We start from the raw sequence: 12,735 nt of genomic DNA on the forward strand, positions 1-12,735 counted from the left end.
TCGTGCCAGTTCCCGCTGATTCTCCCGGCCGGGCAGGTGACGGTGCGGCGGTCGAAGCCGATGGTGAAGTCCTCCCGTTCGACGGCGGTCCTGCTCGCGCGCCGGCAGGAGTTGTCGGGCCTGACCGGTCCGACCAGCTGGACACGGTGGCGTCGGGCAGCATCGTCGAGGCCGACGACGGACAGGTGGCCGCCGTCGAGCAGGTGCTCGGCGGGCAGCAGCCGGGTGTGGATGCCGGGCAGGGCCGTGCTGGCGCTGGTGGGGACCGTCGTGGCCACGTCCGTGATGGCGTTGCCGCTCTTGTCGTCGCAGGTCTCGGTGACGTGGGCGAGGTAGCCGGTCCACGAACGGTGTCCCCGGCGGACGTAGCGCGCCTCGGTGTCGCAGGGAGACTGCGGGCGCTGTCCGATGGGCGGGCGGCCGTCCTTGCCGGGCCAGGCGGACCTGCCGGAGCTCTTCTCCCACTACTACGCCGCCGTGCCGGAAGGCGTGGTGAACGACCGTTGGGACAACGCCCACGCCGACTACCTCACCTCCGAGTACGAGGCGGACCGGGCCAACGAGCGGGCAGCCTGCTGGGAGAACACCCGGGGTATCGGATTCTCCTTCGGCTACAACCAAGCCGAACGACCCGAGCACCTGCTGGATCCGGCGGACGCCGTCCGCCTGCTGGTCGACGTCGTCTCACGCGGCGGGATCCACGGCCGCGCTCTGCCCCCGGCCACGCGTGCGGGCCCGCAGGGCGACGGTGGGAGGTGGCGCACCTGCCCGGCCGGGGACCGAGGACGAGAAGGCGAGCCGACCTGAACGGATACGGGTCGATCGGACGCACTGGATGATGCACCGTTTCTCCGTTGCGTCTCCGACGCCGAGGGCGTCACGAAAATGTCCGACAGCAGCCCGGCCATGCCCCGGATCTGCCCGGTGGGCGATGTGGACAAAGGCGGACACGGACTGCAACCGGTCGTCGCCCCTGCCCAGGTCGCCCTCCGAGGGCTCGGAGGGAAGTGCATACGGGCAGAACAACCCCTGTCCTGACCTTCCGGCTTCGCCGGCGGGCGGGTCACCTGGGCTGGACGCCTGCGTTCTCCATGACCCGCTTGGCGCCGCTGGGCCAGTTGTCGTCGCTGACGACGACGGTGCCGGTCACCGTGTTGCCGCGCTGGCCGTCGCGCACGCTGATGGAGCCGTTGTTCGTCCAGTTGTCCGTCACCGTGAGCGCGCCCGTGTTGTTGGTGGCGTTGGAGTTCTCGTGGTCCCAGTCACCGGTGTTGCGGAAGACGTTGTCGATGTCGGAGTACTCGCGTGATCCTTCGTCATGGTAGATGCCGAACTGGCCGTTGTTGTCGGCGCAGTAGTTCCGGTCGATGCGGGTGCCCGGCGCGGCGGAGAGGCTGTAGATGCAGGCGCCGTCGTTCATCGTCTGCATCACGTCGTGTATGTGGTTGCCGGTGATCCTGAGGTTCTGCAAGGTGGTGGGGGTGGTGTAGACGGGCTGGAAGTCGTACAGCCCTCGGTTGACGTAGTCCTGGCTGCCTCCGGGGTCGTTGGTGCCCCAGCCGTATCCGATCGCGATGCCGGTGTAGGGCATGTCGTGGATCTCGTTGTGGGAGACGGTGGCGTCGGTGGCGTAGGTGACCAGCACGGCCGTCATGTCGCGGTAGTCCAGCGCGAGATCGTGCATCACGTTGTTGCTGACGGTGATGGACCGGTTGGTCATGCGGGGGTCGGCCGGGTGGTGGGCGTCGGCCTGGACACCGCCGACCACGACACCGCCACCCGCGTCCTGGGTGAAGACGTTGCCGGTCACGCTGATGGTGTCGGCGCCGAGCCCGACTCCCGTGGCGTGCGCGTCGGCGTCGTTGCCGATACCGAGGGCCACCTGGCCGAGCTGGGTGAACCGGTCATCGGTGAAGCTGATGTGGGAGGCGGCCGACACCTGTACGGCGGCCGGCATCTGGTGCCAGTGGGGACGGGTCGCCTCGAAGAGCGGGCAGCCGTACTGGCAGGAGTTCAGCGCGTCCGACGGGCGGGCCCAGTCGCCGTAGACGAACGCGCCGGTCTGCTGGTCGGCGTACCCCTGGCCGGTGGACGGCTGCAGCCAGCTGGTGTGCGAGAACTGCAGGCCGGAGAAGGCGATGTGGGTCGCGGGGGCATGGTAGGTGCCGCCGATGGACAGGAGCGACTCCAGCCGTGGCATCTCCACGTCGACGGTGGACATGTTCTGGCCGGGGAGGGGCTTGTAGTACAGGGTCCCGGTGCGGGTGTTCAGGTACCACTCGCCCGCCGAGTCGAGGAATTCGTACGCGTTCTCGATGTACAGCGGCCCCTGCCGGAAGGGGTTGCCGATGGTGTCGTACCCGAAGGTGTTGTTGTTCCAGGCCGGCTGTTCCATGCTGATGACGCCGTCGCTGATGTCCGCCACGGGGGAGTAGCGGCTGGTGAAGGAGCCGACGGCGTCGATCTCGGTACGGCCGGGATCGGCCAGGCTGTTCAGGTACTTCAGCGCGCCGCTGGTGAAGGTGTAGCCGCCTGCGTCGGAGGTCAGGTCGGCGCGATTCAGCTGGGTACGGGCGCGGGTGGCCTGGGCGCCGTCGACGTACAGCTGCCGGAAGTCGAAACCGGTGCCGACCTTGGCCTTCCAGATGTTCTTCGCGCGGTCCTGCAGTGCCCAGCCGGTGGCCTTCCGTGCCCCCGACAGGACGGGGCGGGCGCCCGGCGCGGCCTTCCAGGTGATGGTGTGCCCGTTGCTGCCGGAATCGGCCCGGGTGAAGGTCAGCGGCGCGGAGAGCCGGTAGGTGCCGCCCGCGAGCTGGACGACGATGTCGGCCCTCATGTGTGAGTTGAGGGCCCGCACCTTCGCCTTGGCCTGCCCGATCGAACAGGGGTGGGCCGCTGAGCACTTGGTGCCGTGGCCGTCCGGCGAGACGTGGAGGATCGCCGTCTGGGCCGCGAAGGCGGGCGTCGCCTGGCCCAGCGCCGTCGCGGTCACCGTGGCGAGGGCCGCGACCGCTGTCAGGCAGGCTCTTCCCGCCCTGCCCTGAGACGAGGGAAATGAATGTGTGAACCGCACGTGGCACCTTCCAGTGGCCGGAACGAAACGGCGGTTACATTAGTCGTCATATGAATTGCTGCAACAGATACTGCGCGGTAACTTTACTTGTCCGTTGGTTGCGAGACCGGTCGACGGTCGGCCGGTGAGCGGCGGCGCTGCCAGGCATCCTCGATGGGGACTTGTGGTTTTCGCGGCCCCCCGCGATCCCGGGTGAACTGGCGCCGCATCAGTACGGCGAGGCGGTTGGGCCTGGGAGTGGCTTCGGACGATGGAGCCGGCGAGCCGGTTGCGGGACGCCTCCATGGTCCGGCCGCCGACGACGAGATCCGTCTCGATGAAGCAGTGCGGTGGCGCGGTCTCCCCGTCCCATCGCACGAGCGGCTCCTCGATGGCGCGGAGGTCCCCCTCCGTCGCCCGGGCCGCCGCCTGGGCGGCCATCCGGGACTCCAGTGCCGACCTCGCGCCGACGAGCCGGTCGGGAACGGCGAGTTGGTCGTCGTGCTGGAAGGTGACGATCGGCGCGACGGGGTCCAGCAGGTTCCAGTCCTTTCGGGGTCAGTCGCACCACCGTCCGTCCGGGAAGTGGTCAAAGCCCTGGAGGCCGAAGGGTCGTCCCGCACCAGACAGACTTGACGATATTCATATGACGAATTATGTTTCTCGTGCGCTTTCGGCTTCTCTGCGAGGTGGGACACCATGCGCATCACCGATGTCGGGAGCTGTTCCGATCCGGGTGCCCGCCGCCGATCGGCCGTTCGTCTGGCGGCACGGGTTGAGGGGCAGCCCGCCGGAGGGCGAGGCCGCTGTGCTGCACATTCGCACCGACCAGAGGGGCGATGGTGTGACGATGAGCCCCTGCGCGGATCCGTCGTCATGCCGGCGGATCCGCTGGACCGGGTGCTGTGCGAGGAGCATCGGCGAGCGGTTGCTGCTGACCATCACTCCACTGGTGAAGCTGACGCCCTCGGCCGCGGTGTTCCGGAGCACAACTTCCTCCTGCCTTGTCGTCATGCTGCCGAACGGTTCGCAACACCCCGCCCGGGTAGAGCTGGACAGCGCTGGAGACCCTGCTGCGGGAACGGGGACACCTGCTCGGCAACGACGCCACCTACGACGCCTTCAGCGCGGACGCCAGGAAGCTCTACTGGAAGCAGGCCGACGAGGGGTACTTCCGGTTCGGGGTCGACGCCTGGTGGGCCGACTGCACCGAGCCGTTCGAAGCGGACTGGAACGGCACGGTGAAGCCCGACGCCGCCACCCGGGCCCGCATCAACACCGACGAGAGCAAGAAGTATCTCGACGCCGAACACCTCAACGCCTACGCGCTGATGCACACCCGCGGCCTGTACGAGGGCCAGCGCGGAGCCGACCCGCACAGGCGCCCCGTCGTGCTGACCCGCTCCGGCAGCCCGGGCCAGCAGCGCTACGGAGCGGTCACCTGGTCGGGAGACGTGACCGCGACCTGGGCCACGCTGCGCGCCCAGATCGCCGACGGGCTCAACTTCTGCATGACCGGCAACCCCCGCTGGTCCTGTGACATCGGCGGGTTCTTCGTCGGCCGCAAGGAACAGTGGTTCTGGCGCGGTGACTTCCCCGCCGGCTGCGACGACCTCGGCTACCGCGAGCTCTACGTCCGATGGCTGCAGTTCGCCGCGTTCCTGCCGATGTTCCGCTCACACGGCACCGACACCCCGCGCGAACCCTGGCGCTTCGGAGACCTCGGCGACACCACCTACGAGACGATCCTCGCCTTCATCCGTCTGCGCTACCGACTGCTGCCCTACCTCTACACACTTCAGGGCTGGGAAGCCCACCGCGGCTACATCGGCATGCGCGCGCTGGCCTTCGACTTCCGCGGTGATCCCGCCGTGTACGACATCGACGACCAGCTGATGATCGGTCCCGCGCTGATGATCTGCCCCGTGACCGAACCCATGTACTTCGGCCCGGGCTCCATCCCGATCACCGGGTCCACACGGACCCGGCAGGTCTACCTTCCCGCCGGGTGCGACTGGTACGACTTCTGGACGGGCGAGCGGCACACCGGGGGCCGGACCATCGATGCCGCGGCTCCGCTCGAGCACATGCCCGTCTTCGTGCGGGCCGGGTCGGTTCTTCCGCTCGGCCCCGTGATGCCCCACGCCGACGAAATGCGCAACGCTCCGCTGGAGGTCCGTGTCTACCCGGGTGCTGACGGCCGGTTCGACCTGTACGACGATACCGGTGACGGATTCGGCTACGAGCGGGGCGAGTTCACGTACACGTCGCTGCGCTGGTCCGATGCCGAGGCGCGATTCCTCGTCGAGGCGCCCACCGACGCGGGCGGCGCGATTCCGGCATACCGGGACTTCCGCCCCGTCGTGGTGGGCACGCGAGGCGGCCTCGGGCCGAGCGAGCTGACCACGGACGATCCCACTGTTCACTACGAAGGCCGGCCGGTAAGTCATCTGATCAGGTGAGAGGGGCTCTGGCCCGCCTCATGACATCCGGCGACGTCGCCCGCGCTGGTGGATCGCCTCGACCAGCAGGGCGGGTCCCGAGTCCTTGACGAGGAGGCCGCAGGCACCGCCGCGCAGGGCGCGGTGGACGTACGCGTCGTCGTCGAAGGTCGTGACCACGACCACCTTCGGCGGGTCCGTCAGACCCGGCCGGGTCAGCCGGCGCAGCGCGCACCCGCCGCCGCGGAGCGGCCGGCCCGTCGGCCGAACACCGAACCGGCGGTGAGACCCGAGCCGCCCGGATAGTTGAAGTAGAAGAGCCCGCCGACGAGTTCACCCGCCGCGTGCAGCCCGGGTACGGGCAGGCCGCTGGTGTCGAGGACGCGCGCGTCGGGGTCGATCCGCAGACCGCCGAAGGTGAAGGTGATGCCGCAGGTGACCCGGTAGGCGGTGTAGGGAGGCGTGTCGAGGGGCTGGGCCCAGTGGGACTTGGGCGGGGTGATCCCTTGGGTGCGGCTGTTGTCCTTGATCGTGGGGTCGAACGGGCCGCCGGTGACCGCGGCATTGAACTCCTTTACTGTGGCGCAGAGTTGATCCTCGTCGATGCCGAGTGCCCGGGCGAGCCCGGGCACGGAGCCGGACGTGACGCTGGTGACGTTCGGGGAGGCGTACTCCTCGGGGCGCAGCAGGGGCGCGGTCTTGGCGTCGAAGACCTGGACGGCGGTACCGCCGGGCTGTCGGAGGATCTCGGCGCCGTACTTGGCGTAGGTGTAGTTGCGGAAGTCCGCGCCCTCGTCGACGAAGCGGCGGCCGTCGGCGTTGACCATGATGCCGAACGGATAGCCACCGCGGGTGAGTTGGTTGGTCAGCTCGCGATCACCGGTGACCGGTGCGCCCGCGTCCCAGGCGACGGCATGGCAGCCGCTCCAGTGGCCGTACGACTGGGCGCCGGCGTCGAGGGCCATACGGATGCCGTCCCCGGTGTTGTACGGGGTGCCCCGGACCAGGGCCAGGTCCCAGCCGGGGCCGAGATGGGCGGCGCGCATCCGGGGGTCGGCCTCGAACCCACCGGCGGCGAGGACCACGGAACGGGACTCCACCACCTCTCCGCCCGCGAGCACCACGCCGTGGACCGCCCCGTCCGCCGCGGTGGCCAGGCGGCTGACGGAGGCCTCGAAGCGCACCCGCACGCCGGTACGTTCGGCGGCCGCCAGATGCTGCTCGATCATCCCCTTGCCGCCGCCGACCACGCCGACCGCGAGGCCGCCCCAGAAGCGGTACCTTCCGTCCACCTCGTACGCCTGCCGGTGGTACATCAGCTCGAACCGCAGGCCCAGGGCGCGCAGCCAGTCCAGGGTGGCGCGGGACTCCCCGGCCAGAACGCGCGCGAGGTCGGCGTCGGTGCGCCCGCGCGTCACCCTGGCCATGTCGTCGAGGAAGTCGTCCTCGGTGTACGGGGCGAGGTCGGTGCGGGCGAAGCGGTCCCGCGCGGACGGTTCGAGCAGGTCCTTGAGGTCGGTGAGCCCGCCGTGAGAGGTGCGCATGGCGCCTGCGGTGAAGTAGGAGTTGCCGCCGGCCCAACGGCGCGGGGCTTTTTCCAGGACGAGGACCCGGGCTCCCTCCTGCCGTGCCGCCTGTGCGGCGCAGAAACCGGCGTTTCCGCCGCCGACCACGATGACGTCCCAGGGTGCTGCCATGAGTGGGGTGCTCCTGATCATGAGAAAGGGCCGGTCCGGAGTCCATGCTCCGGACCGGCGGTGCGCGGAGTGTCAGCGGGCGGCGGGCACCGGCTCACGGTCCGCCCCGGCCGCCGTTTTCGGGTCGGCTTCCCCGCCCTTCTCGCCCTCGTCGGCCTCCGCGTCGAGCGCGGGTTCCGACTGCCGCTCGGGGAGGTGGGCGTCCTCGGGCGCCGCGGTGAACGGGAGGTCCCCGCGCAGGACGGCCCTGGCCCGCTTCTCGTCCAGTGCTCCCTCCCACTTGGCCACCGCCAGGGTGGCGACGCCGTTGCCGACGACGCTGGTCAGGGCACGGGCCTCGGACATGAAGCGGTCGATGCCGAAGATCAGGGCCAGGGCGGCGACGGGCACGTGCGGTACGGCACTGAGGGTGGCCGCCAGGGCGATGAACCCGGAGCCGGTGACACCGGCCGCGCCCTTGGAGGTGAGCAGCATGACGGCGAGCATGGACAGCTGCTGGGTCAGGCTGAGGTCGATGCCGAGGGCCTGGGCGAGGAAGACCGAGCCCATGGTCAGGTAGATGGCGGTGCCGTCGAGGTTGAAGGAGTACCCGGCGGGCAGCGTGATTCCGACGACCGGCTTCGAGGCGCCCACGTGCTGGAGCTTGGCCATCAGCCGCGGCAGCACCGGCTCGGAGGACGAGGTGCCGAGGACGATCAGAAGCTCTTCCCTGATGTAGTGGAGGAAGGGCAGCAGGCGCAGGCCGTTGATGCGCATGACCGTGCCGAGCACGACGAGGACGAAGAACAGGGCGGTGAGCCAGAAGGAGCCGACCAGCAGGAAGAGGTGGCGCAGGGTGTCCAGGCCGTAGTTGCCGATGGTGAAGGCCATGGAGCCGAAGGCGCCGATCGGGGCCAGCCGCATGATCCAGCGGATGAGCGTGAAAAGGATCTTGGACAGCTTCTCGATGCCCTGGGCGATCCCCGCACCCGCCTCCCCGCTGGCGTTCAGGCCGAAGCCGAAGAGCACCGAGACCAGCAGCACCGGCAGGATCTCGTGGCCGGTCAGCGCGCTGAGCAGGGTGTCCGGGATCATGGCGAGCATGAACGCGGAGAAGCTCTCGTGGCCCGCGGTCGCCTCCGGCGGCAGGCCCTTGGTGGACAGGGTCGAGGGGTCGACGTGCAGGCCGCTGCCGGGCTGTACCACGTTCACGACGACCAGGCCGATCACCATGGCGACGGTCGTCAGGACCTCGAAGTAGATCAGCGCCTTGAGACTGACCCGGCCGACGGCACGCGCGTTGCCCATGGAGGCGATGCCGTGGACGACCGTACAGAAGATGACGGGCGCGATCATCATGCGCACCAGCGCGATGAACCCGTCGCCCAGGGGTTTCAGGTCGGCTCCGAAGGAGGGCCACAGCCAGCCGACGGCGGCCCCGGCCAGGACGCCGATCAGACACTGGACGTAGAGCAGGGACAGCACCCTGCGCAGGCGGCTCGGGGGAGCGGTGACGGTACCCGGGGCGGCGTCGTTGCGGCTCATGCGGGGCGTCCTTCCAGGACGGGAACGAGAAGTTCGGCTCGGGCGATGCGACGGGCGGCACGGTGCAGCAGCACCGTGGGGGAGGCGCCGTCCGCCGCGGGGACGGCTCGGGCGGTGATGACACCGGCCGGGGTGCCCAGGCGCAGCGTGCCGTCGGCGGTCTGCCGGGCGACGCGGTGGGCGAGAGTGCCGGGGATGGCGGCCGCGGTGGCCAGGGCGACGGCGGAGGTGAGGCCGATCGCCGGGTGGGGTGCGTGCATGGAGACCATGCGGACGGCCAGGTCGTACTCGTCCTGAGAGACCAGAATGCCATCGGTGGTGCGGTATGCGGCAGGGCGGGCGACGACACCGACCTTCGGCACGGCGTGACTGACGGGGTCGCTCTCCTCGGCCAGTCCCATGGCCAGGGCCGCCTGCCGGCGCAGCACGGTCAGGGCGGGCACCGCCGCCGCGAACGCGTCGAGGGACTCGGTCCCGTCGAGACCGAACGCCTTGGCATCGAACAGCGCCGCCGGCGCGCCGGCGTCGACCAGGGACGCCTCGACGGTGCCCCTGGGCCCGGTCAGCGTGTCCAGGGGGTGGCCGGTCGGAAGCACACGGCCGGTCGACGTGCCCGCCGGGTCCTCGAAGCCGAGCAGCACCGGCACACCGAGCGCGGCGGTACCCGGCACGGAGGCCGCGCCCGCGTCGGGGGCCGCCCGCCCCGGGGTGGGGATGGTGCCACTGAGCCGGGCTCCGGTGTTGACATTGAGCATGCGCACCGTGGTGGAGTCCGAGGTGATCGGCACCAGGGCGTTGTGCACGGCGTACAGGGCGACGGCGGTGGCGCAGTTGCCGCAGTTGCTGGTCCACTCCACACGCTCGTCGCCGATGCCGACCTGCGCGAAGGCGTACTCGACGTCGATGTCCGGCTCCGTCGAGGTCCGCACGATCGCCGCCTTGGAGGTGGTGGAGGAGGCACCGCCGACGCCGTCGATCTGGCGCGGGTCGGCGGCGTTGTAGGCGGCGAGCAGCAGGGTGTCGGCGTCCACACCGGTCGCCACCACGTCATGGTGGTCGAAGATCCAGCACTTGCTGGTTCCTCCGCGGATCATCTCGCCCTGCAGACGCAACACAACAGACTCCTTGTGGAAAACCCGACGGCACTTCCGTGCGTGGTGCGATCCACAGTGGATCCGGAGACCGTGAAGTACAATCTCGGAAATCTGCATGGGTATTAAGCTGAAGTGAAAGCTGGAGGTGGCGAGGTGCTCGATGTGCGGCGCATTCTGCTCTTCACCGAGGTCGCCCGGCGGGGTTCGGTCACGGCCACCGCACGGGCCCTCAACTACACGCCGTCAGCGGTGTCGCAGCAGGTCAGTCGCCTGGAGGCAGAGGCAGGGCAGCCGCTCCTCGAGCGCCATGCGCGGGGCGTCACCGTCACCGACGCGGGGCGTGCGCTGGCTGAGCGGGGTGAGCGGATCGAGCGTGAACTGACGGCCGCGGAGAACGACCTCGCCGACTTCGCCGGCCTGCGCGCGGGCACGCTCCGGGTCGGAACCTTTCCCACCGTCGGTGCCTCCCTCCTCCCGAGGGCCGTGATCGCCTTCCGGAAGGCGCACCCCGACGTACGGCTGACGGTGCGCAGTGCCCGTATCGCGGGACTGTGGGCCATGCTGGAGAACCGCGAGATCGAGATGTCCCTGATGTGGGACTACGACTGGAACCGCATCGACCGCGAGGACGTCGTCGTCACCTCGCTCGTCGACGACCCACCCGCGCTCCTGGTCGGCAGGGACCACCCCCTCGCCGGCCGCCCCTCCGCCTCCCTCGCCGACTTCGCCGAAGATCCCTGGATCACCCGCGCCGACCGGCATCCGGTGGCCGAGGCCCTCGCCCGCAGCTGCCACGCGGCCGGTTTCGAGCCGCAGATCGCCTACGAGGCCCACGACTACCAGGAGGCCCAGGCCATGGTCGCCGCCGGCATCGGTGTCGCCCTCGCCCCCACCCTGGCCCTGGAGGGCATCCGGGGCGGCGTCAGCGTCCTGCCGCTCCTGCCCCCCGCCCCGGTGCGGCGCATCCTCCTCGTGCGGATGAGCGACCACGCTCTGACTCCGGCCGCGGAGGCTTTCGCGGGGTTCCTGCGGGACAGCGCCGAGGCCGCTGACGTGTGACCAGCGTCCGGCGGATCTGCGACATCGGGAGGCGGACGCCGTGCGCGCGGCGGGTCCGGACCGGCACGGGAAAGCGGCGACCCGACCATGCTGGGCAGTTGCCGCTTCGCGCACGAACGGCACGCGGTGTTTCCGCCCCTGCCGGCCGGAGCCGCAGGAAGCCCCGGCTCCGACTGTCTGCTCAGCCGAGTCCGTCCGCGCCGACCTGGACGGTCGACTCGTCCAGCAGCGCCTCGGAGACGGGCTGGTGGCGACCGTCCAGGTCGAGGACCGGGGTGGCCTCCTTGTACCAGGACTCGATGACGGCGTTGCCCCAGAAGTCGCGGCGGCGGTCGTCGTGGACGTTCCAGCGGTACGTTTCGTGGTCGGGATCTCCGGTGTAGTAGTCGGAGGTGTAGATCTCCACCCGGTGACCGTCGGGGTCCTTCAGATACAGGTAGAAGGCGTTGGAGACGCCATGGCGCCCCGGGCCGCGTTCGATGTGGTGTTCCTTGCGCAGCGCGCCGACGATGTCCGCCGCCCGCAGGACCTGGTGCGACTCGTGCGTGGCCACGCCGAGGTGGTGCAGACGGGGGCCGGCGCCGCCGGTGAAGGCGACGTCGTGGACGGTCTGCTTGCGGTACATCCAGGCCGCGTAGAGCTCGTGCTCGTCGCCCTCGATGGTCTCCGGACAGCCGAAGCCGAGGGACTCGTGGTGGGCGTAGGCGGCCGGGATGCCGGGGGTGCAGATGTTGGAGTGGTCCAGGCGGGCGATCTCGGCGCCGTGGCGGAGGTCGTAGCGTTGGATGAGGCGTTCGGCGTGCTCGATCTCGTGGAAGAACTCGACGGGGAAGCCGAGCGGGTCGATCACACGCGCCGCGTCGCCTGCACCGTGGGTGCCTTCGCCCTTCTTCACGTGCCGTACGGGTCGGCCGAGGTCGGTGAAGAACTTCTCGGCCTTGTCGACGTCCTCCGGGGTCCGCACGCGGAACGAGAGGTGGTCGGGGGCCGCGACCTCGCCCTTGCGCAGGACCAGCGAGTGGTGGGTGAGCTCGTCGGTGCCGCGCAGATACAGGGATTCGGCGTCCTCGTACTGCACGTGGAAGCCGAGCATGTCGACCCAGAACCAGCGGGCGGCGCCGAGGTCTTGTGGGAGCCGGTGCCGGGCAGGAAGGGCACCCGGTCACCGATCGGTGACGGCCAGTTGAGCGTGCGACAGCGCCGCGTCCGCACCCAACTCCCGTGTCACCGCGGTGATTTCGAGGGTCTCGTCGAGCTAACCGGAATCCAGTTGGAAGAGGATCAGGTCGCGCAGACTGTCGTGGTCGAGGGCGCCGTCGGCGGTGAACGGGGTGACGACGGGGGCGATGGACCCGCGGATGGCGGACGGGTCACTGCGGAACTTCATACCGGATCTCCCTGCTGGGGCTGCTGCTTGCGCCGCTGCTCGAACGCTTCCCGCCAGGCCCCCCCCAACCACAAACTGCGACGTGTCTGGGGACCTCCCGGGGGACTTTCCGCCGCGTGAGCAGGGAAGGACATGGCAGCGCGGAAAGACACGAACGCGCTGCTCAGGGCCCGTTTCCCGAACCCTCGATGATGTTTACCGCGAGCCCGCCGCGGGCCGTCTCCTTGTACTTCACGTACATGCCGACGTCTGGGGCGATCAGCCTGCTGAGGTTGCGAATCCTGGGTCGCGCCCAGGCTGTTGGGCCGGAACCAGGCGGGCCAGGTCTTGCGGCTCCATGACATGGGCCGCGGCTGGATCATGTCGGGCTGGGGGGGGCATCTGGGTGCGCTGGGTGGGATGTGGTGTCCAGGCAGGGTGTGCACGGTGTCGCCGCTGGCTGCGACGGGATTGGGGGTGTTGCGCAGTGTCAGGACGCCAG

General features: G+C 69.8%; 10 protein-coding genes and 1 pseudogene. 3 read left to right on the forward strand and 8 right to left on the reverse strand.

What is annotated here, in order from left to right:
- The first annotated feature begins 426 nt into the window (after window positions 1-426).
- Window positions 427-807, forward strand: a complete 381-nt coding sequence (locus ACH45E_RS30645; RefSeq protein ID WP_399041873.1) for an alpha-L-fucosidase — start codon at window positions 427-429, stop codon at window positions 805-807.
- 256 nt (window positions 808-1,063) lie between these two features.
- Here the strand turns inward: ACH45E_RS30645 and ACH45E_RS30650 are convergent, their stop codons facing one another.
- Window positions 1,064-2,992: a right-handed parallel beta-helix repeat-containing protein gene (locus ACH45E_RS30650; RefSeq protein ID WP_361453602.1), complete on the reverse strand. Its 1,929-nt coding sequence runs from the start codon at window positions 2,990-2,992 to the stop codon at window positions 1,064-1,066.
- Window positions 2,993-3,112: 120 nt separating this feature from the next.
- On the reverse strand, window positions 3,113-3,592 hold the full coding sequence (locus ACH45E_RS30655) for an FCD domain-containing protein (RefSeq protein ID WP_399041905.1): 480 nt from the start codon (window positions 3,590-3,592) through the stop codon (window positions 3,113-3,115).
- 551 nt (window positions 3,593-4,143) lie between these two features.
- Between ACH45E_RS30655 and ACH45E_RS30660 the strand changes: the two genes are divergently transcribed.
- A complete protein-coding gene (locus tag ACH45E_RS30660) occupies window positions 4,144-5,514 on the forward strand; it encodes a TIM-barrel domain-containing protein (RefSeq protein WP_399041907.1) in 1,371 nt (456 codons plus the stop codon).
- An 18-nt stretch (window positions 5,515-5,532) separates the two neighbouring features.
- Here the strand turns inward: ACH45E_RS30660 and ACH45E_RS30665 are convergent, their stop codons facing one another.
- The 4 genes from ACH45E_RS30665 to ACH45E_RS30680 all read right to left on the reverse strand — a co-directional run bounded on the left by ACH45E_RS30665 (window position 5,533) and on the right by ACH45E_RS30680 (window position 9,829).
- Complete coding sequence (locus ACH45E_RS30665; protein WP_399041875.1) at window positions 5,533-5,673, reverse strand: hypothetical protein; 141 nt, start codon at window positions 5,671-5,673, stop codon at window positions 5,533-5,535.
- A gap of 35 nt (window positions 5,674-5,708) precedes the next feature.
- On the reverse strand, window positions 5,709-7,190 hold the full coding sequence (gene tcuA, locus ACH45E_RS30670; RefSeq protein ID WP_361453599.1) for an FAD-dependent tricarballylate dehydrogenase TcuA: 1,482 nt from the start codon (window positions 7,188-7,190) through the stop codon (window positions 5,709-5,711).
- 72 nt (window positions 7,191-7,262) lie between these two features.
- On the reverse strand, window positions 7,263-8,714 hold the full coding sequence (gene dctA, locus ACH45E_RS30675; RefSeq protein ID WP_361453596.1) for a C4-dicarboxylate transporter DctA: 1,452 nt from the start codon (window positions 8,712-8,714) through the stop codon (window positions 7,263-7,265).
- Window positions 8,711-9,829 carry a PrpF domain-containing protein gene (locus ACH45E_RS30680; protein ID WP_361453593.1) on the reverse strand — a complete coding sequence of 373 codons (1,119 nt, stop codon included), beginning with the start codon at window positions 9,827-9,829 and terminating at the stop codon, window positions 8,711-8,713. The genes dctA and ACH45E_RS30680 overlap by 4 nt, the downstream gene beginning before the upstream one ends.
- Window positions 9,830-9,961: 132 nt before the next feature.
- Here ACH45E_RS30680 and ACH45E_RS30685 point away from each other — a divergent pair, with 132 nt between their 5' ends.
- A complete protein-coding gene (locus ACH45E_RS30685) occupies window positions 9,962-10,867 on the forward strand; it encodes a LysR family transcriptional regulator (RefSeq protein WP_361453705.1) in 906 nt (301 codons plus the stop codon).
- A 181-nt stretch (window positions 10,868-11,048) separates the two neighbouring features.
- Here ACH45E_RS30685 and hpaD read toward each other — a convergent pair.
- A pseudogene (hpaD, locus tag ACH45E_RS30690) lies at window positions 11,049-11,984 on the reverse strand (3,4-dihydroxyphenylacetate 2,3-dioxygenase); the annotation flags it as partial.
- Between the two features lie 138 nt (window positions 11,985-12,122).
- Window positions 12,123-12,254, reverse strand: coding sequence for a dihydrodipicolinate synthase family protein (locus tag ACH45E_RS30695; protein ID WP_361453587.1), 132 nt, complete (start codon window positions 12,252-12,254; stop codon window positions 12,123-12,125).
- Window positions 12,255-12,735 lie beyond the last annotated feature (481 nt).

It is taken from the genome of Streptomyces sp. NPDC020299 (assembly GCF_044387825.1).
Classification (GTDB): Bacteria; Actinomycetota; Actinomycetes; order Streptomycetales; family Streptomycetaceae; genus Streptomyces.